Here is a 20399-nt window from a genome sequence, read left to right on the forward strand (position 1 = left end):
GGCGTGGGGGTCGGTGTGGGGGTGGGGTTGGTGGAGGTTCCGTCGAGGCCGAGGAAGGTGATGGCGTAGGCGAGTTGGCCGGTCATGGGGAGTTGGTGGCCGACGCCGCTGATGCTGATTCCTTCGACGGGGGCCTGGTTGCCGGTGCCGCCGTATCGGGTGCGGGTCCAGCTGGACTGGGGGTGGTCGGTGTAGGCGGGGGTTTGGCTGAGGCTATTGAGGTTGGTCCATTGTTTGATCTCCTCGCCGTAGTTGGGGTAGGCGAGGGTGGTGTCGGTGGTGCCGTGCCACAGTTGGATGCGGGGGTAGCGGCCGGTGTAGCCGGGGTACATGGCGCGGGCCTGGTCGCCCCATTGCTGGGCGGTCTTGATGAGCTGGCCGCCGGAGCACTGGCTGTTCCACAGTGAGCCGTTGGTGGTGGCGAAGCAGCCGGCGGGGACGCCGGAGTAGGCGGAGGCGGCGGTGAAGACGTCGGGGTACTGGGCGGCCAGGACGTTGGTCATCATGGCGCCGGAGGAGAATCCGCTGACCGCGATGCGGCCGGGGTCGATGTTGTAGCGCTGGCGGGCGTAGGCGACCATCGACATGATGCCGGTGGAGTCGCTGCCGCCGTTGCGCTTGAGCCCGGCGGCGGTGGAGACGTCGAAGCACTTCTCGCTACGAGTGGCCTCGGGCAGGACCATGATGTAGCCGTAGCGGTCGGCCGCGGTGACGAAGTCGTGCCCGTTGCCGTTGAAGATCGCACTCGCCGAGCCGCCGCAGTAGTGCACCAGCACCAGCAACGCCGGCCGTGCGGCGACATTGTTGGGCACGTACATGTACATGTTGAGGTTGGTGGGGTTGGTCCCGAATCCGGTGACCTGGGTGAGGGAGGCGGCCGCGGCGGGCCGGATCCCCAGAAGCACGCTCGCGACCACCAAAGGGAGGGCGGCGGCCGCGAGGATGGCGGTGAGCCTTCGTTTCACGGCATGTCCTTTCGTCATCGAAACAGGCGCCGGAACGGCGTCGGCCTGCGAAACCCTTGCTCACGCCCGGGTGCTCGGGACAGGCGCCGGCGACGGGCATGCCCGCGATCGACGGCTCGGCGCGGAGCACGCGGTCGCGGACCGCTCAAGGGCCGGCCCTCGCCCGGCGGACCGAGGGGTTGCGGGTAAGACGCGGGTCCAGCGCCGGTCGGCGGGGCGTCGCAGGTCTGGAGCCGGACGCCGCTGGTGGTGGCGCGGTTCGGCATTTCCAGGCGAACTGCTCGCGACATCCTCGGTCACCAGGCGTGTCTGAACGGAGTTGCATTGTTAGCGTTCACATCAGTGGCCGAGTCGCGTCTCCTTCTCCGGCGGGTGGTCGGAGGTGGTGGTGTGGGGTGGAGCAAATCCGAGACAGGGACGTGCCGTCAAGCGGCGCTCAGGCGCAGCGGTCCGAAGCGTCGAAGGGTCCGGCGCGGCCCATCTGGTGCTATCGGCGTTCCCGCACCGCACCGGCTCCTCGATTGTGCTGAAACTTTCAGTCATCTTCATGACCGGCGTCCCGTGCCGGTACACCATGCGCTGTGCGGAGCCATCGCAGGTTCCAGGTGACCACGGACCGGGGGTCACGGCATGGAGGACGCATCCGCGTCCGAATGGGGTCCTGAAACTTTCCTGTGAATATTGACACGTTTCGGCGATGTTTCCACACTGAGTCCCCAAGAGGTTTCCTGCCGGTGGTGGTGCGGGAGCCGCTGATCGCGACGCCCGCGTGGTGGTGTGCGTTCCGATGCCGGGACGGAGAGGCGACCGGTGCGGTGGGAACCGCCGCACCTTCAGACCACTCCGCGACGGCGGTCACGTGCTGCTCCCTATGAGGGGCTCACTCGAGGAGAAGGAACACCACAGTGCGACGACGTTCCAGCGAGACTCCGGCGCCCGGTGCCGCCACGAGATCACCTTCAGGGCCCGGCTCACAGGGCGGGTTGGTGAGGCGGGCGATGGCCGCGGCGGTCGTCATCCTCGGCCTGCTCACGGTGACCGTCGTGACCCGGCCGGCATCGGCCGCCGACAATCCCTATCAGCGGGGTCCCGACCCGACCTTGGCCAGTGTGGCCGCCAGCAGGGGCAGCTTCGCCACCGCGCAGGTCAGCGTGCCGTCGGGCAACGGCTTCGGCAGCGGGGTGATCTACTATCCGACCGACACCAGCCAGGGGACCTTCGGCGGGGTCGCGATCGTGCCCGGCTACTCCGCCCTGTTCGCCAACGAAGAAGCCTGGATGGGCCCCTGGCTCGCGTCCTTCGGCTTCGTCGTCATCGGAATCGAGACCAACAGCCGCACCGACGGCGCCGACGCCCGGGCCGCCCAGCTGCTCGCCGCGCTGGACTATCTCACTCAGCACAGTTCGGTGCGCGACCGGGTCGACTCCAGCCGGTTGTCGGTGGTCGGCCACTCCGCCGGCGGCGCCGGTGTCCTGCTGGCGGCGGTCCAGCGGCCCTCGCTGAAGGCCGCGGTCGGGCTCGCGCCCGGCTCCCCCACGGGGAACCTGAGTCTGGCCAATGACCGGGTGCCGATGATGTTCATCTCCGGGCAGAGGGACACGACGGTCACGCAGTCCTACCTCAACGGGCTGTACACCACTCTGCCGGCCTCGACTCCGAGCGCCTGGGTGGAGATAACCGGCGTGGACCACCTGTTCGCCACCAGGGCGAACGCGACAGAGATGCGGACGCTGATCCCGTGGCTGAAGATCTTCGTCGACAACGACACCCGCTACACCCAGTTCCTGTGCCCGTTGATGGACTCCAGCAACATCTCGATGTACCGCAACAAGTGCCCGTACGTGCCGCCGGGCGGCTCCTCGCCGTCCCCCTCGCCCTCGCCCTCGCCGTCCCCGTCCGCCACCCCGTCACCCACACCCACGCCTTCCCCGTCGCCGACCCCCACCCCCTCGCCCAGCCCTTCGCCCTCCCCTTCCGTGGGCGGCTGCACCGCGAGCTACCGCACCACCAACTCCTGGCCGGGCGGCTACCAGGGCGAGGTCACGGTGACCGCGGGAGGCTCGGCGATCAGCGGGTGGAGCGTCAGATGGACCCTGGGCAGCGGACAGACGGTCAGCCAGGTGTGGAACGGCACGCTGTCCACCAGCGGCTCCGCGGTGACGGTGACCAACGCCTCCTACAACGGATCGGTCCCGGCGTCCGGCTCGACCACCTTCGGCTTCCTCGGCGGCGGCACGCCCTCGACCCCCTCCCTCACCTGCACCGGCCGCTAGTGATCATCCTTTCGGCCGGTTGTAGCCCACCACGGGTTCCCCGGCCGGCCGGATGCCGCGCGGTCCGGTTCGCCGCCCGGCACCCCGGCCGGGCGGCCCCCTCTCCGGCCTGACGTGATCGGTGCCGGCGCCCGCCCATCGGCCGGGCGCCGGCACCGATCTTTCCGTAGCCTCATGCACGGCTCTACACACCGGGTATATACCTCCGGTGTATAGTGATCCGCCATGACAGTCCCCCTGGCCCTGCTGGGCCTGCTGGACCGCGAGCCCAGCTATGGCTATGACCTGAAGCGCGACTACGACGCCTACTTCGGCAGAGGCAAGCCGCTCCCGTTCGGGCAGGTCTACTCGACGCTCGGCCGCCTGGCCAGGGACGGCAAGGTCACCGCCGGCCAGAGCGAACCCGGCGACGGCCCCGACCGCAAGCGCTACGCCATCACCCCGGCCGGCAAACAGGAGGTGGCGGCGTGGCTGGCCGAGCCGGTGGCGGCCGAGCCGTTCCTGCAGACGGTGCTGTTCACGAAGGTCGTGCTGGCGCTCATGCTGGGCCAGGACGCGGAAGGCTTCCTGGACACCCAGCGTGCCACGCACATGCGGCGCATGCGCGAGCTGTCGGAGGTCAAACGCGGCGGCGCCCTCGTGGACGCCCTGCTGGCCGACCACGCCCTGTTCCACCTGGACGCCGACCTGCGCTGGATCGACGTGACCACGGCCCGTCTGGGCTCGCTGGCGGAAACGGTGCGCCGCGCATGATCCTCGACGCCCTCCCCGCGCCGGGTCCGCTGCTGAAGGCCCGTTCCATCGACCGCTCCTACGGCCTGACCCAGGCGCTGCGCGAGGCGAGCCTGTCGGTGGCGCCGGGAGAGATCCTGGCGATCATGGGCCCGAGCGGCTCCGGCAAGTCCACGCTGCTGCACTGCCTGGCCGGCATCTTCACCCCCGACGCGGGCGAGGTCTGGTTCGACGGGCGACGGCTGGACACCCTGAGCGACACCAGGCGTTCGGAGCTGCGCCGCACCGCCTTCGGGTTCGTCTTCCAGTTCGGCCAGTTGGTGCCCGAGCTCACGGTGGCCGACAACGTCGCCCTGCCGCTGCTGCTGGGCAGGGCCGGGCGCAGGCAGGCCTACCAGCGGGCGGGCGGCTGGCTGGGGCGGCTGGAGCTGGACGGCCTGGGCGAGCGGCGCATCGGCGAGCTGTCCGGGGGGCAGGCACAGCGGGTGGCGATCGCCCGGGCGCTGGTGACGCGGCCCAAGGTCGTCTTCGCGGACGAGCCTACCGGCGCGCTGGACTCGCTCACCGGCGAGAAGGTGATGGAACTGCTCGTCGGCCTGGCCCGCGAGGAGGGCACGACCGTCATCGTGGTGACCCATGACGCCCGCGTCGCCGCCTGCGCCGACCGGGAGGTCATGGTGCGCGACGGCAAGGTCACCGACCCCTACGCCGGCGAGGCCGTCCGATGACCCTCTGGCTGGGCCTGCGCCTGTCGCTGCGCGGCGGCCGGGAAGCGGCCGTCCGGCTCGCGCTCGTCACCGCCGCCGTCGCGATGGGAGTGACGGTGCTGCTGTCCACGCTGGCGCTGTTCAACGCCTTCCAGGTCACCGCGGACCGCCCATGCTGGGAGTGCACGACCGGTTCGGCGCCGGGCGGCTGGGCGCTGGGCGCCACCCCGGGCGCCGTGCTGTGGAACCACCGCCAGGACTCCTACGCGGGCCGTCCGATCAAGCGGCTCGACGTCGCCGTTCTCGACGCGGCAGCGCCCCCGCCGGCCCTGCCCGGCGTCCCCGCTCCGCCCGGCCCGGGACGGTACTACGTCTCCCCCGCCCTGGCCCGGCTGATGGACGCCGTGCCGCCCGGGCAACTCGCCGACCGCTTCCCCGGCGCCCGCGCCGGCCTGGTCGGACGGGCGGCGCTGTCCGGCCCCGACGACCTGGTCGTCGTCGTCGGCCAGACCCCTGAAGAACTGGCCGCCATGGCCGGCACCGTGGCCGTCGACGCCGTCGCCACCGCCCCGTTCACCGACGACACCACGGCCCTGTACGAGCACGGCTTCGGCATCGCCGCCATCGGCCTGATCTTCCCGCTGCTCGTCCTCGTCGGCACGGCCACGCGCCTGGCCGCCGCCCGCCGCGAGGCCCGCTTCGCGGCGATCAGGCTGGCGGGCGCCACCGTGCGGCAGATCAACGCGATCGCCTCGGTGGACGCGGCGCTCGGCGCGCTGCTGGGCGCGCTCGCCGGCATCGCGGCCTTCCAGCCGCTGCGGCCCGCCCTGGCCGGTCTCGCCGTCACCGGCTCCCGCTTCTTCCCCGACGTCGTCGCGCCCACCACGCTCCAGTACGCCGCCGTGGTCGCGGGCGTGCCGCTCGCCGCCGCCGGCGCCGCCCTGTGGTCGCTGCGCCGGGTGCGGATCACGCCGCTCGGGGCGGCGCGCAAGGTGCGGGCCTCCGCCCCGGGATGGTGGCGGGTGCTCCCGCTCCTGGCGGGGCTGGGGCTGTTGGCGGGTCCGGCGTTCGCGGACAAGGACCCGAACGGGGTGCTCGTCGATGCCGGCCTGGCGCTGACCATGGCAGGTCTCGTGGTGGCCGGCCCCTGGCTGACGATGCTGGCCGCGCGGCTGGCCGCCTGCGTCACGCCCGGCGCGGCGACGCTCCTGGCCGCCCGGCGGCTGGCGGCCGACCCGAAGGGCGCCTTCCGGTCGGTGAACGGCATCGTGCTCGCGGTCTTCATCGGCACGGCCGTCGCCGGCATCGTGCCGGCCGTCGTCTCGGGCCAGGAGGCGGCGGGCGGCGGCACGCTGAACGAGGTCATGCGGGCCTCGTTCGGATACGCCGATGCCACCGCGGGTCTGCCTCTGCCGCCCGGCACGGCGGCCGAACTGCTCGCCAAGGTAGGTGCCCATCCCGGCGTCACCGTGCTGCCGATCTACCGCAGGGCCGGGACGCCGGCCCGGCCGAGTGATCCCCTGCCGTGCGACCCGGGCCCCGGCTGCCGGCTCGACGCCATGCTCAGGCACGTCGTCGACTGCGACGCCCTGACCGGCTTCCCGGCGCTCGGGCGGTGCGCCCCGGGCACGCGTGCGGTGGCGGCCGACTTCAACCGGGTGCTGAGCAGCGAGAACATGCTCTCCATCGGCCGCAAACTGCCGATCGTGGACCCGACCAACCCGGCCGCACCTGCCGCCCCCGGCGGCTCGGGTGGTGCCGGCGGCTCGCGCCGGGATGGCCCGGCCGCCTCGGAGGGTCTTCCACTGGCGGCGGTGCTCATCCGCGAGCACGACCCCGCCGTCCGCGAACAGATCCGCACGTTGCTGGCCGGCTACGTCGCCCGCGCCGGCAGCGCCGAGACGCCGCTGACGTTCGCCGAGGTCGCCCGGGCCCGTGCGGTGCTGCTGGACCAAGGGGAACGCGTCGCGCTGGCCATCGTCGCGCTGACCCTGCTGGTAGCGGGATGCGGCCTGCTGATCGCGGTCGCCGGCGGCGTGGTGGAGCGCAGGCGGCCGTTCACGCTGTTGCGGCTGTGCGGCACGCCGACCCGGACGCTGTCCAGGGTGGTGCTGCTGGAGACGGCCGCCCCGGTGGTGCTGGCCGCCCTGGTGGCGGCGGCCGCGGGCCTCGGCGTGGCCGGGCCGATGGTCGGCAGGCTGTCCATCGAGAACGCTCCGCCCGCGCTGCCGGGTCCCGCCTACTTCCTGACCGTCGGCGGCGGGCTGCTGGCCGCCCTGCTGGTGATCCTCGCCGGTCTGCCGCTGCTCAGGCGCGCGACCGCGCCGGACAACGCCCGTTTCGAATAGGACCGTCGATGCCCAGATCACATGTCCGGCGGCCGTTGGCCGCACCGCTCGTGGCGGCCCTGGTCGGCGCCCTCTTGGTGGTGGCGCCGGCGCGAGCCGCCGAGGGCCGCCACACCTCTCAAGGCCGCTATGCCGCCGACATCAGGCGCACCGAGTACGGCATCCCGCACATCTCCGCGAAAGACCACGGCGGCCTCGGCTACGGCTACGGCTACGCTTTCGCCCAGGACAACCTGTGCGTCATGGCGTCGTGGGTGCTCACGTTGCGCGGCGAGCGGTCCCGCCACTTCGGCGCGGAGGCGATGTCGGACGACGCCGTCGACCCGGTTCCCAACCTCGCAGGCGACGTGTACTACAAGAGCGTGCAGGCGTCGGGCGTGCTGCGCCGGGTGCTCGCCCGCCCGGCGCCCTACGGCCCCAGCGCCGAGCTGCGCGCGCTCGTGGACGGTTACGTCGCCGGCTTCAACCGCTACCTGAACGACACGGGCGTGGCCAGGCTGCCCGACCCGGCCTGCCGGGGCAAGGAGTGGGTCGGGCCGATCACCGCCACGGACGTCTGGATGAACCTGCTCGACCTCGGCCGCCTGGCCGGCGGATCCTCGTTCAAGGAGGCCATCGCCGCCTCCGGACAGGCGCGGGAGGGGGCGGGCGAGCGGACCGGCGGCCCGGACGGGCAGGCGCCGCCGAAGACGGTGACCGCCCCGGGCAGCAACGCCTACGCCATCGGGCGCGAGGCCACCCGCGACGGCCACGGCATGCTGCTGGCCGACCCCCACTTCCCGTGGAACGGCAGCCGCCGCTTCTATCAGGTCCACCTCACCATCCCCGGCGTGCTGGACGTGTCGGGCGGCAGTCTGTACGGCACCCCGATGGTGCAGATCGGCCACAACGCGAGCGTGGCCTGGACGCACACCGTGTCCCACGCCCAGCGCTTCACCCTGTACCGGCTCAAGCTGGTGCCGGGCACCCGCACCACGTACCTGGTGGACGGCCGGCCCGAGCCGATGGGCCGGCAGGAGGTGTCGGTCACCGTCAAGAACGCCCACGGTGTGACCAGCGCCGTCACCACCACCCTCTCCACCTCCCGGTACGGCCCGGTGCTGGCCACCGGCTGGACCGAGGAGACGGCGCTCGCGCTGGCCGACGTCAACGCCGCCAACCTGCGCTTCGCCGACGAGTGGCTGGCCATGGGCGCCGCCCGCGATCTGCCCGCGCTGCGCCGCGCGCAGGACACCTACCAGGGCATGCCCTTCGTCTACACGCTGGCCGCGGACGCCGGCGGGCAGGCGTACTTCGCCGACGCCTCGGTCGTCCCGCACGTCACCGACGAGCAGGCGGAGCGCTGCCGCGCCCAGGACGACCCCGAGATGCTCATCCTGGACGGCTCCACGTCGGCCTGCCTGTGGGGCGAGGACGCGGAAGCGATCGAGCCGGGCATCTTCGGCCCGGCCGCCCAGCCTCGGCTGATGCGCGCCGACTACGTGACCAACGCCAACGCCGGCCCATGGCTGACCAACCCGGAAGCCCCGCTCACCGGCTATCCGCGCATCTTCGGCAGCGTCGGTACGGAGCGGGATCTGCGCACCCGGGTCGGCCTCGACATGATCGCCAAGCGGCTGTCGGGCGACGACGGGCTCGGCGCCCCCGGCTTCACGCTGGAGACCCTCCAGCGGACGGCCACCGGCAAGCGCAACCTGAGCGCCGAGTTGCTGCGCCCGGATGTGCGCGCGCTGTGCCGGGCCAGGCCCGTGATGACGGCGGGCGACGGCGAGAGGGTCGACGTCCGCCGGGCCTGCGCCACGCTGGCGGCCTGGGACGGCCGGGCCCGCCTCGGCAGCCGGGGCGCGATCCTCTGGCGCGAGTTCTTCCTCGGTCTGAATCGCCCGCAGAGACGGCCGGACGGCACGCCCGTCCCGCCGAAGAGCTGGTGGAAGGTGCCGTTCGATCCCGGGCGCCCGCTCACCACGCCGCGCGGGCTCGACATCGCCAACCCGGTGGTGCGGGTCGCGCTGGCCGACGCCGTGCGGTTCTTCACGGCCCACGACCTGCCACTGACCCTCCCGCCGGGGCAGGCCCAGCGGTATGGCGACGTCCCGGTGCCGGGCTGCACAGAGGGAGAGGGCTGCTTCGACCGGATCCGCACCGGCGGCCCGCTCAGCGAGCGAGGCCGCTACCCGGACGTCAACACCGGCTCCAGCTTCCTGATGGCCGTGGAGCTGACGCCGGCCGGGCCGCGCACCCGCACCGTGCTGACGTACTCGCTGTCGGCCAACTCGGCCTCGCCCCACCACGCCGACCAGACCGAGCTGTTCTCGCGCGGCGGGTGGGTGACCGAGCGGTTCACCGAGGCCGAGATCAGGGCGTGTCCCCGGCTGTCGACCACGCCGCTGCGGTAGCGGACGTCAGCCCTCGCACGCGGGGCGGCGGCGCCCGCCGGTTCAGCCGGTAAGGTCAACGACGATCTTGCCGGTGGCCTCGCCGGCCTCCACCAGCTTGTGCGCCTCGGCGACGGTGCCGAGGGTGAACCGGCGGGGGTCGACCAGCGGGGTGAGGGCTCCGGCGTCGGCCAGGGCCGCCGCCTCGCGCAAAATGTCCCCGTGATGGCCGCGCCCTCGGCCGGTCAGCATCGGCAGCAGGGTGAAGACGCCGGAGTAGGTGGCGCCGCGGAACGACAGCGGCGCGAGGCTGTGCGACCCCCAGCCCAGGGCGCTGACCACGTGGCCGGTGTAGGTGCGGACCGCGGCGAAGGACGCGTCCAGCACCTGCCCGCCCACGGTGTCGAAGACGACGTCGAAGCCCTCGCCGCCGGTGTGCTCGGCGACGTAGTCCTCCACGGCGGTGGCCTCGTAGTCGATCGGGACGGCGCCGAGGCGGCCGATCACCGCGAGGCTCCCGGCCGACCCGGTGGCGAACACCTCGGCGCCGCGGGCACGGGCCAGTTGGACGGCCACGTGCCCGACGCCGCCGGCCCCGCCGTGCACCAGCACCTTGTGGCCGGCGCGGACGCCCGCCCTGTCCACCAGGCCCTCCCAGGCGGTGACGGTCGCCAGCGGCAGCGCCGCCGCCTGACGCATGCTCAGGGCCGCGGGCTTGCGGGCCAGCAGCCGCGCGTCGACGGCGGCGTACTCGGCGAGCGAGCCCTGCAGGTCGCCGACCCCGCCGGTGAGCCCGAAGACCTCCTGGCCGGGGGCGAACCCGGTGACCTGCGGGCCGACCCGCTCGACCACCCCGGCCAGATCCATGCCGAGGACGGCGGGCGGCCGGGTGCGGGCGTGGGCGGCCCGGCCGGCGCGGATCTTGGTGTCCAGCGGGTTGACGCCGCTGGCCTCGACGCGCACCAGGACCTGGCCGGGTCCGGGGTCGGGGGTCGCGATCTCGGTCAGGGTCAGCGGGCCGCCGAACTCTTCCAGCACCACAGCGCGCATGGCAATCGCCTTCCACTCGTATCGGTACAACTCGCTGATCAGCACACTCCGTGCGGGACGGCCCCGCCGTCGTGCCGCTCGCAGAGCACATCCTGGGAAATCGGACAAATATCCCTGTTTTATTCCGCCGACCTCCGGCCTCCCACCAGCGACGACGGCGCCCTCATCCCGTCGAAAAGCCGCCGCCCCCCCATCGCACGCCCCCATCCGCACGGGCGGCGCCGCCGGCGCCGCCCCCGAGCTGGACCACCCGCAGGGCCTGCGTCGTGGGTCGAGCCCGGCGGCTTGCCAGGCAAGGGCCACCGGAGAACCGGCATCCGGGTTCGCGGTTTCCGCAACTTTCATCGGGCTTCCGCAGGCCACACCTGCTCAGAGGACCACAGGAACCCTCGCGTCTGAAATATTTCTCAGCATTATTGACACGTTTCATCGAGATTTTCAGACTGATCAGCGGCTGGACACGCGCACGGTGCACAGCCCCGTGCCGCAGATCGTCGATCGGCGGTCGTCGTTTCCCTCACCCAACCGGAAGGAGAGGCCTCGTGGTCATCAACTCGGGCCGCTCTAGGATCCGCTCCGTGGTCGTCACGCTCGCGGCGGTGACGCTCGCGGCCATGTGGGCGGCGTTCACGGTGGTGGACGCCCAGGCCGCACCCGCGCGCGCCACGGCCGTCCCTTGGGCGGCGGCCGGCGTCGAGGACGAGGGCGCCGACTGCCCGGTGCCCGCCCTGCCGGACGCGGGGTCGTTGCCGACCAATCCCCGGCTCCCCGACCCGTTCAAGAAGCTCGACGGCACCCGCATCACCGGCAAGGCCGACTGGCGCTGCCGCCGCGAGGAGATCAAGAAACTCGCCGAGAAGTTCGTCTACGGCGAGAAGCCCGGCAGACCCTCCACCGTCACCGGCACCGTCTCCAGCACCAACATCACCGTCAACGTCTCGCACAACGGCCGGACCTCCAGCTTCTCCGCGGGCGTCCAACTGCCCTCCGGCACCGGTCCCTTCCCCGCCGTGGTCGTCCTGGGCGGCTTCGGCGCCGACACCGCCGCCATCCGCTCCGCCGGCGCCGCCGTCATCACCTACGACCCCTACGCCGTCGGCAAGGAAGGCACTCCCCGCAACAACAAACAAGGCGCGTTCTACACCATCTACGGCTCCAACAGCCCCACCGGCCTGCTCGCCGCCTGGGGCTGGGGCGTCAGCCGCATCATCGACGTCATCGAACGATCCGGCGGCGCCATCCTCAAAGCCGACGCCGTCGGCGTCACCGGCTGCTCCCGCTTCGGCAAAGGCGCCTTCGTCATCGGCGTGCTCGACCAGCGCATCGCGTTGACCATGCCCATCGAGTCGGGCAGCGCCGGCGTCCCCATCTTCCGCGGCATCCCCGGCGAGGGCGCCCAGAGCCTGTCCAGCGCCTACGGCGAGCAACCCTGGCTCGGCGACGCCTTCGGCACCTTCACCGGCAGCCCCACCCGCCTGCCCGTCGACACCCACGAGATGGTCGCCATGATCGCCCCCCGCGGCCTGTTCATCATGGACAACCCCCACATCGCCAACCTCGGGCCCAAGTCCGCCGGCGTCGCCGCGCTCGGCGGCGCCGAGGTCTACAAAGCCCTCGGCGCCGGCGCCAACATCACCTACTGGTCCGACATCCAGGACGGCACCCATTGCGCCAACCGCCCTGAATGGCGCACCCCGCTCACCCAGAACATCCAGAAGTTCCTCACCAGAACCGGCAACGCCGCCGGCGCCATCCGCATCTCCTCCAGGGCCCAGGGCAATCTCGCCGAATGGCGCGACTGGACCACTCCCACCCTCACCGACGACGGCGCCACCCCCACCCCCACGCCCACGCCGACCGTGACGCCCACGCCGACGCCGACCCCGACCGTCACCCCCACTCCGACGCCGACCGTCACCCCGACCGTCACCCCGGCCCCCACCCCGACTCCGGCGCCCGGTGGATGCGCGGCCACGATCCAGACGGTGAACTCCTGGTCCGGCGGCTTCCAGTCGACCGTCACCGTCACCGCCGGCACCAGCGCGATCAACGGCTGGACGGTCACCTGGACCTGGCCCGGATCGCAGACCATCACCCAGTTGTGGAGCGGCGTCCGGTCCGGCTCGGGGGCCAACGTCACCGTCGGCAACGAATCGTGGAACGGCAAGCTCAACGGCAACGCCGCGACCACCTTCGGATTCACCGCCGGCGGCAGCGCGGCCACACCCGCACTGAGCTGCAGCGCCTCGTGACCCACTGAGGACACGACGGCACACGCGCCGGACGACGGCGGCATCCTCGGCACAACGAGGGTGCCGCCCTCGTCGTCTCCGCCGCGGCGACGGTCCGCGGGGCCTGCGAAGATCACCTCAGAAGTGCGTCCAGGGCGGCCCCCCGACCGGTCACCACCGGTCAGGAATCGAGAAGCGCCGGTCAGCGGGCCGGAGCTAGCCTCAGGGCCATGGAACTCACCGTTCGTCCGAGTGCTGCCGCGGCGTCCCGGCACCACCCGGACCTCATGGCGCCACACTCCCGGCTTCGCGGTCCGCGACGTCGTCGGCCGAGCGCATCACCGCCCACTCCGCGGATCAGGTAGACAGAGGGGCGTCGCCGCGACCCCGCGCCGGCGACGCACGACCTACAGGTACCGCTCGAAGCCGGTCGGACCGCGCCGGGCGACGCCCGGCGGGGACCGCGCAGGCGGCCCGCCCGACAAGATGGAGAAACGATGAGCATGGCCACCGGGCCGGACACGCACTCGCCTGCGCCGCACGTCGCCGACAGCCACGATCTGATCCGCGTGCACGGCGCGCGCGAGAACAACCTCAAGGACGTCAGCATCGAGATCCCCAAGCGCCGGCTGACGGTGTTCACCGGGGTCTCCGGCTCGGGCAAGAGCTCGCTGGTGTTCAGCACGATCGCCGCGGAGTCGCAGCGGATGATCAACGAGACCTACAGCGCCTTCGTGCAGGGGTTCATGCCCACGCTGGCCCGGCCGGAGGTCGACGTCCTGGACGGGCTGACCACCGCGATCATCGTCGACCAGGAGCGGATGGGCGCCGACCCCCGCAGCACGGTGGGCACCGCCACCGACGCCAACGCGATGCTGCGCATCCTGTTCAGCCGGCTCGGCAAGCCGCACATCGGCTCGCCCAACGCCTTCTCCTTCAACGTCCCCTCCGTCCGGGGCAGCGGCGCGATCACGGTCGAGCGCGGCGCCGACACCAAGGCCGTGAAGCGGACCTTCACCCGTCTCGGCGGCATGTGCCCGCGCTGTGAGGGCCGGGGCTCGGTCAACGACATCGACCTGACCCAGCTCTACGACGACACCAAGTCGCTGAACGAGGGCGCGCTCACGATCCCCGGTTACAGCATGGACGGCTGGTACGGGCGGATCTTCGGCGGCTGCGGCTTCTTCGACCCCGACAAGCCGATCAGGAAGTTCACCAAGAAGGAGCTCGCCGACCTGCTCCACAAGGAGCCGACCAAGATCAAGGTCGACGGCATCAACCTCACCTACGAGGGCCTGATCCCCAAGATCCAGAAGTCGATGCTGTCCAAGGACGTCGACTCCCTGCAGCCGCACATCCGCGCCTTCGTGGAGCGGGCGGTCACCTTCACCACCTGTCCCGAGTGCGAGGGCACCCGGCTCAGCGCGGAGGCCCGCTCGTCCAGGATCGACGGGATCAACATCGCCGACGCCTGCGCGATGCAGATCAGCGACCTGGCCGAGTGGGTGAAGGGCCTGGACGAACCCTCCGTCGCGCCGCTGCTCGATGCGCTGCGGCACAGCCTCGACTCCTTCGTCGAGATCGGGCTGGGCTACCTCAGCCTCGACCGCCCGTCGGGCACGCTGTCGGGCGGGGAGGCGCAGCGCACCAAGATGATCCGCCATCTCGGCTCCTCGCTCACCGACGTCACCTACGTCTTCGACGAGCCGACGATCGGGCTGCACCCCCACGACATCCGGCGGATGAACGACCTGCTACTGCGGCTGCGCGACAAGGGCAACACCGTGCTGGTCGTGGAGCACAAGCCCGAGGCGATCGCGATCGCCGACCATGTCGTCGACCTCGGCCCGCGCGCCGGCGCCGAGGGCGGCCAGGTGGTGTTCGAAGGCACCGTCGAGGAGCTGCGGGGCAGCGGCACGCTCACCGGGCGGCACCTGGACGACCGCGCCCGCCTCAAGCCGTCGGTGCGCACGCCGTCGGGGGTGCTGGAAGTGCGCGGCGCGGCCACCCACAACCTGCGCGACGTCGACGTCGACATCCCGCTCGGCGTGCTGGCCGTCGTCACCGGAGTGGCGGGCTCGGGCAAGAGTTCGCTGATCCACGGCTCGGTGTCCGGCCGGGACGGGGTGGTGTCGGTCGACCAGGCGGCGATCAGAGGCTCGCGGCGGAGCAACCCGGCCACCTACACCGGGCTGCTCGATCCGATCCGCAAGGCCTTCGCCAAGGCCAACGGCGTGAAGCCCGCGCTGTTCAGCGCCAACTCCGAGGGCGCCTGCCCCACGTGCAACGGCGCCGGGGTGGTCTACACCGACCTGGCGATGATGGCCGGCGTCGCCACCACCTGCGAGGAGTGCGAGGGCAAGCGGTTCCAGGCCGAGGTGCTGGAGTACAGGTTCGGCGGTCGCGACATCAGCGAGGTGCTGGCGATGCCGGTGACCGAGGCCGAGCAGTTCTTCGGCGCGGGCGAGGCGCGCACGCCGGCCGCGCACGCCATCCTCAGGCGGCTGGCCGACGTCGGGCTCGGCTACCTCAGCCTCGGTCAGCCGCTCACCACGCTGTCCGGCGGCGAGCGGCAGCGGCTCAAGCTGGCCACCCACATGGGCGACAAGGGCGGAGTCTACGTCCTGGACGAGCCGACCACCGGCCTCCACCTCGCCGACGTCGAGCACCTGCTCGCCCTGCTCGACCGCATCGTCGACTCCGGCAGGTCGGTCATCGTCATTGAGCACCACCAGGCGGTCATGGCGCACGCCGACTGGATCATCGACCTCGGCCCCGGCGCCGGCCACGACGGCGGCCGCGTCGTCTTCGAGGGCACGCCCGCCGACCTGGTCGCCGCCCGGTCCACCCTCACCGGCGAGCACCTGGCGGCCTACGTCGGCACCTGACCGGAACGTCAACGGCACCGCGAGGGAAGGGGTCCGCCCGATGTGTTTCCGGCGTTTTCCGGTCGACCGGCGCAGCCTGGAGTGGACGAGCCGGTGGTCGGCTCGGGAGGATGAGGACGTGCACCACAACGGTTCGGCCCCCGAGGAACTCCTGCTCAGGCAGCGCCGGCGCGACCTCGCGCTGCTGCGCCGCGTCCGCGACCGCATCGACCGGGAGTACGCCCGGCCGCTGGACGTCGAGGCGCTCGCCCGCGGCGTGAACATGTCGGCCGGGCACCTCAGCCGCCAGTTCCGGCTCGCCTACGGCGAGTCGCCGTACTCCTACCTGATGACGCGGCGCATCGAGCGGGCGATGGCGCTGCTGCGCCGCGGTGATCTCAGCGTCACCGAGGTCTGCTTCGAGGTCGGCTGCTCCTCCCTCGGCACTTTCAGCACCCGCTTCACCGAACTGGTCGGGGTGCCGCCCAGCACCTACCGGCGCCAGGCGGCGAGCGCGACGGCGGGGATGCCCTCCTGCGTGGCCAAACAGGTGACCCGGCCGATCAGGATCCGAGAAGCGCCGGTCGGCGAGCCGCAGCTAGCCTGAACTGCATGGACCTCACCATTCATTCGAGCTTCCTGCCGCACGACGACCCGGAAGCCGCCCTTGCCTTCTATCGCGACACCCTCGGCTTCGAGGTCCGCAACGACGTGGGCTTCAAGGGGCTGCGCTGGATCACGGTCGGTCCCGCCGGCCGGCCCGGCACCTCCATCGTCCTGATGCCGCCGGGCGCCGACCCCGGCGTCACCGACGACGAGCGCCGCACCATCACCGAGATGATGGCCAAGGGCACCTACGCCGGCATCCTGCTGGCCACCCCCGACCTCGACGACACCTTCGACCGGGTGCAGGCCAGCGGCGCCGAGGTCGTCCAGGAGCCGACCGAGCAGCCCTACGGCGTCCGCGACTGCGCCTTCCGCGACCCCGCGGGCAACCTGGTCCGCATCCAGGAGCTGCGCTGATCCACCGTCGACCGCCTGCGCGGGCCGCAGGCCGGCGCGGCCGTCGGCGGGCTCGGCCGTCATGGCGGTCACCGTGCCGACGCCGCCGCTGACGGTCAGGACGACTGGACTTCGTCGAACAGGGCGATGGCCTGGGCGGGGTCCGGGCTCACGAGGCGGTCGAGACCGGCCGCCGTCATCTTCGCCCACCTGCCGGCCCGCGCCCACATCTGTTCCTCGAAGGCGCGGACGGCCTCGTCCAGATCACCGGGGGCGGCGGCGATGGACTCGGCGAGTTCGGCGCCTTCCAGCATCGCGAGGTTGGCGCCCACTCCCAGCGGGGGCATCAGGTGGGCGGCGTCGCCCAGCAGCGTCACCCCGGGAACGTGGGCCCAGGTGTGGTCCACGGGCAGGACGTGGAGGGGACGGTGGACGAAGGCGGTGCCGCAGCGGAGGAGGTCCAGGACCGGAGCGGCCCAGCCGTCGAACAGAGCCAGCAAGCCTGACCGCATGGCCTCGGCGTCGGCCAGGTCCAGGCCCGCGTTCCCGCCCGCGTCCAGGCCCGTGTCCCCGCCCGCGTCCAGGCCCGTGTCCCCGCCCGCGTCCAGGTTCGTGCGCTGGTTCAGGCCCAGATGCCGGTCCGGGTTGGCGTGCCGGTCCAGCGGCGCGCGGAACTGGGCGTACACCTTGACGTGGCCGCCGCTGTTGCGCTGGGCGACCAGGCCGCGGTTCACGCCGTACACGGCCACCGAACCGTCGCCGATCAGGCGGGCGAGGTCGGGGTGGCGGGTGTCGACGTCGTCCAGGGACGTCTCGACCAGGGTGACGCCGGCGTAGTGCGGCGTCGCGGGCGAGACCGCCGGGCGGACCCGGGACCAGGCGCCGTCCGCGCCGACCACGAGGTCGAACCTCTCCTGCCGCCCGTCGGCGAAATGGACCAGCACGCCGTCCCGGCCCCCCGGCACAACCCGCGTCACGCCCCTTCCCCACTGCACGTCCAGGGAGTCGAGCAACAGGTCACGCAGTTGCCCGCGGTCGATCTCGGGATTGGCCCGGTCGCCTGGACGGGGCCGCCAGTCGCGCAGGACGGTGCCGTCGGTGTCCAGGATGCGCATGGCCTGCCCCTCGGGACGCGACAGCGTCTGGAACCGCGTCAACAGCCCCGCCTTGTCCAGCGCGAGCTGGCCCATCCCTGCGTGCAGGTCCAGCGTGCCGCCCGGGGGACGGGCGTCGGGCGCCGGATCGCGTTCCAGGACGGTGACGGGGTGATCGTGGCGGTGCAAGACGCGGGCGAAGGTGAGGCCGGCGGGGCCGGCTCCGATCACGGCGATACGATGTCTCATGTCGATACACTGTATTTGGGTGAGACGATGTATCGCAACAGTACGATGCAGCCATGACTGTGTGGGATCGGCCGGAGCCGCCGTCTCGCCCCGCGCCGCTCGACCGCGAGCGCATCGTCGCCGCCGCCATCGCGCTGGCCGACGAGGGCGGACTGGAGGCGGTGTCGCTGCGCAAGGTGGCCGCCCGGCTGGACGCCGGCCCGATGCGGCTGTACGGATACATCTCCACCAAACAGGAGCTGTTCGACCTCATGGTGGACGAGGTCCACGCCGAGATCCTCCCCGAGGAGCAGCCCGGCGACTGGCGGGAGGCGCTGCGCTCCCACGCCCACCGCACCAGAATGGCCACCCTCCGCCACCACTGGTTCGCCGACCTGCTCGGCGGCCGTCCGGCCCTGGGGCCGAACGCCCTGGCCGTGACCGAGGCCCAACTGGCCGCCCTCGACGGCCTCGCCGACCTCGACACCGTAGTGCGCGCAGCGGAGACCATCAGCTCCTACGTCATCGGAGCGATCAGACGCGAGATCGCCGGCCTGCGGGCCGAGCGCGCCACGGGCCTGTCCGAACACGACTGGCAGCGCGCCTTCGGCCCGCATGTCAGCAGGATGCTGGCCACGGGCCGCTTCCCCATGCTCGCCAAGTTCGTGCACGACGGCACCGACACCGACGCCGCGACGTCCTTCGCCACCGGCCTGGAATGGGTCCTGGACGCCGTGGCCGCCAAACTCTCCCGGCCCTCGCCATGACGCCCGAAATCTCTTTCCGAAGGGATGTCGAGAACCGGCGCGCGGCTCCGTCCCCGGCGTGAACACGGCCACAATGGGCCGACACCACGCCAAGGAGAACAACGATGGCCAAGTACCTGCTGCTCAAGCACTACCGCGGCGGGCCGGCGGCGGTCAACGACGTGCCGATGGAGCAGTAGACGCCGGAGGAGATCTCGGCCCACATGCAGTACATGCGTGACTTCGCCGCGCGGCTGGAGCGCACCGGCGAGTTCGTCGACGCCCAGGCGCTCTCCCCGGAGGGCACGTGGGTCCGCCCGCCGGACCACCGTGGAGACGGCCCCCAGGCGTCATCACCGGTCGTCACGCCGCGGACCGACTGATGCGGGCCGGCTCAGCCGAACAGCGACAGGTCGATGGAGTCGGCCAGGGCCTGGTAGCCGGCGTCGTTGCCGTGCAGGTGGTCGCCGCAGTGGAAGTCCTGCCTGATCCGGCTGGGGCGGTCGGGGTCGCGCCAGACGGCGTCGAAGTCCAGCACGGCGTCGAAGGCGCCTCCGGTGCGGATCCATTCGTTGACCCTCTGGCGTGCGCTCTCGCCCTCCGGCGAATGGATCTCCGCGCCCTCGAAGGGCGCGATCGTGGTGGCGTAGACCCGCACGCCGCGTTCGCGTGCCCGCGCGACGAGCTGGCGGTATGCCGCGATGACGTCGTCCGTCGTCACCGGCGCGCCGGGGAACATCTTCAGCAAGCCGGCGAGGGGACCGTCGTCGTCGCGTGGCGCGAAGGAGATGCCGATGTCGTTGCCGCCCACGGAGAGCGCCACGTAACCGAGGCCGGGCGTCGCAAGCACGTCACGGTCGAAGCGGGCCAGGACGGCGGCGCCGATGCCGTCGTTGAGCATCCGGTTGCCACTGATGCCCTGGTTGGACAGGTAGCCGGCGTCCATTCCCCGCTCGGCGAGACGCCCGGCCAGCAACTCCGGCCAGCTGCGGTTGGCGTCCGGGGTCGAGCCGGCGCCGTCGGCACGGGAGTCGCCCACCACGACGATGGCCTTGGCCGGGCCGCCGGGGAGCACGTCGACGGCGGAGATCAGGGCTCGCACCGGCAGGACCCCGGCGTTCGCCGGAACGGCAGGAGCGGCGACGGCGTCGCCCGGAATCGTCCAACCGGTCTCCAGGGCGGGGTCGTGGCAGGTACAGGTCTCCACGCGCCCGGGCAGGTAGAGGCTGATGGACAGCTTGGCGAGGGCGGGCAGGGCCAGGTCGACCGGATCGCTGAGGATCGGCGCGCCCGCCGGGACGGTGACGGCCGACGCCCCGGAGAAGGTCAGCACGCGCTCGCTGCCCGGCCGGACCGCGCCGCCGGTCACCGCGAGGCCCACCCGGGCCGCGCCGATGGTGAAAGGGGCGGTCCCGAACTCGTTGGTGAAGCGGACGCGGATCCGGTGGCCGCCGCCGCTGACGCGCACCACCTGGCGCAGGGTCACGTCGGCGAGGGGCGGGTGGTCGTCGAGCGAGCCGATCCCGTCGTGGGCCGCCTGGGGCGAGGCGCCCCAGCTCCTGACCCAGTTGCCGGCGTCGTTCGTCTCGGTCATCTGTCGCCTCCGTTGTCGGTGATGGTGGTACGGCACGGGAAGAATGAGACGAGTCGCTGACACGAAGCACACACCGAGCACACACGGGGCGAACACGCCGCGGACACACGGCGGACACACGGGGGGAAACCTGCGGCGGACACACGGCGGACACGCGACGGCCCCCCCGGCGACACCGGCGGACACC

The 20399-nt window shown here is 72.1% G+C and carries 14 protein-coding genes and 1 pseudogene; 11 read left to right on the forward strand and 4 right to left on the reverse strand.

What is annotated here, in order from left to right; genetic code table 11:
* Nucleotides 1–965: extracellular catalytic domain type 1 short-chain-length polyhydroxyalkanoate depolymerase (locus ACFQSB_RS38740; RefSeq protein WP_380832234.1), on the reverse strand; the 965-nt coding region annotated here is incomplete at its 3' end.
* A gap of 986 nt (nt 966–1951) precedes the next feature.
* Here ACFQSB_RS38740 and ACFQSB_RS38745 point away from each other — a divergent pair.
* The 5 genes from ACFQSB_RS38745 (at nt 1952) to ACFQSB_RS38765 (ending at nt 9421) form a co-directional block, all read left to right on the forward strand.
* Nucleotides 1952–3238: a poly(ethylene terephthalate) hydrolase family protein gene (locus ACFQSB_RS38745; protein ID WP_380832236.1), complete on the forward strand. Its 1287-nt coding sequence runs from the start codon at nt 1952–1954 to the stop codon at nt 3236–3238.
* Nucleotides 3239–3463: 225 nt separating this feature from the next.
* Nucleotides 3464–3991: a PadR family transcriptional regulator gene (locus ACFQSB_RS38750; protein WP_380832238.1), complete on the forward strand. Its 528-nt coding sequence runs from the start codon at nt 3464–3466 to the stop codon at nt 3989–3991.
* Nucleotides 3988–4698: an ABC transporter ATP-binding protein gene (locus ACFQSB_RS38755; protein ID WP_380832240.1), complete on the forward strand. Its 711-nt coding sequence runs from the start codon at nt 3988–3990 to the stop codon at nt 4696–4698. The genes ACFQSB_RS38750 and ACFQSB_RS38755 overlap by 4 nt, the downstream gene beginning before the upstream one ends.
* Complete coding sequence (locus ACFQSB_RS38760; protein WP_380832242.1) at nt 4695–7025, forward strand: FtsX-like permease family protein; 2331 nt, start codon at nt 4695–4697, stop codon at nt 7023–7025. The genes ACFQSB_RS38755 and ACFQSB_RS38760 overlap by 4 nt, the downstream gene beginning before the upstream one ends.
* Nucleotides 7026–7033: 8 nt before the next feature.
* Nucleotides 7034–9421, forward strand: a complete 2388-nt coding sequence (locus tag ACFQSB_RS38765; RefSeq protein ID WP_380832243.1) for a penicillin acylase family protein — start codon at nt 7034–7036, stop codon at nt 9419–9421.
* 42 nt (nt 9422–9463) lie between these two features.
* Here the strand turns inward: ACFQSB_RS38765 and ACFQSB_RS38770 are convergent, their stop codons facing one another.
* The gene (locus tag ACFQSB_RS38770) at nt 9464–10450 is read right to left on the reverse strand and encodes a zinc-dependent alcohol dehydrogenase family protein (RefSeq protein ID WP_380832245.1); all 987 of its coding nucleotides are present in this window, start codon (nt 10448–10450) and stop codon (nt 9464–9466) included.
* A gap of 542 nt (nt 10451–10992) precedes the next feature.
* On the opposite strand from ACFQSB_RS38770, the gene ACFQSB_RS38775 reads away from it, so the two are divergent.
* The 4 genes from ACFQSB_RS38775 to ACFQSB_RS38790 all read left to right on the forward strand — a co-directional run bounded on the left by ACFQSB_RS38775 (nt 10993) and on the right by ACFQSB_RS38790 (nt 16571).
* Nucleotides 10993–12702: a glucuronyl esterase domain-containing protein gene (locus ACFQSB_RS38775; RefSeq protein ID WP_380832247.1), complete on the forward strand. Its 1710-nt coding sequence runs from the start codon at nt 10993–10995 to the stop codon at nt 12700–12702.
* A 476-nt stretch (nt 12703–13178) separates the two neighbouring features.
* Entirely contained in the window at nt 13179–15569 is a 2391-nt protein-coding gene (locus ACFQSB_RS38780) for an ATP-binding cassette domain-containing protein (protein WP_380832249.1), read from the forward strand.
* A gap of 118 nt (nt 15570–15687) precedes the next feature.
* Nucleotides 15688–16155, forward strand: a complete 468-nt coding sequence (locus tag ACFQSB_RS38785) for a helix-turn-helix transcriptional regulator (protein ID WP_380832250.1) — start codon at nt 15688–15690, stop codon at nt 16153–16155.
* Between the two features lie 5 nt (nt 16156–16160).
* Nucleotides 16161–16571, forward strand: coding sequence for a VOC family protein (locus ACFQSB_RS38790; RefSeq protein ID WP_354849589.1), 411 nt, complete (start codon nt 16161–16163; stop codon nt 16569–16571).
* A 95-nt stretch (nt 16572–16666) separates the two neighbouring features.
* Here ACFQSB_RS38790 and ACFQSB_RS38795 read toward each other — a convergent pair whose 3' ends face one another.
* Nucleotides 16667–17893, reverse strand: a complete 1227-nt coding sequence (locus ACFQSB_RS38795) for an FAD-dependent oxidoreductase (protein ID WP_380832252.1) — start codon at nt 17891–17893, stop codon at nt 16667–16669.
* A 53-nt stretch (nt 17894–17946) separates the two neighbouring features.
* On the opposite strand from ACFQSB_RS38795, the gene ACFQSB_RS38800 reads away from it, so the two are divergent.
* On the forward strand, nt 17947–18639 hold the full coding sequence (locus ACFQSB_RS38800) for a TetR/AcrR family transcriptional regulator (RefSeq protein ID WP_380832253.1): 693 nt from the start codon (nt 17947–17949) through the stop codon (nt 18637–18639).
* Between the two features lie 104 nt (nt 18640–18743).
* Nucleotides 18744–18977 (forward strand): annotated as a pseudogene (locus ACFQSB_RS38805) (YciI family protein); the annotation flags it as partial.
* A 35-nt stretch (nt 18978–19012) separates the two neighbouring features.
* Here ACFQSB_RS38805 and ACFQSB_RS38810 read toward each other — a convergent pair.
* Nucleotides 19013–20212, reverse strand: a complete 1200-nt coding sequence (locus tag ACFQSB_RS38810; protein ID WP_380832255.1) for an SGNH/GDSL hydrolase family protein — start codon at nt 20210–20212, stop codon at nt 19013–19015.
* Nucleotides 20213–20399: the final 187 nt, after the last annotated feature.

The sequence above is a fragment of the Sphaerisporangium rhizosphaerae genome, assembly GCF_042665155.1.
Lineage (GTDB): Bacteria > Actinomycetota > Actinomycetes > Streptosporangiales > Streptosporangiaceae > Sphaerisporangium > Sphaerisporangium rhizosphaerae.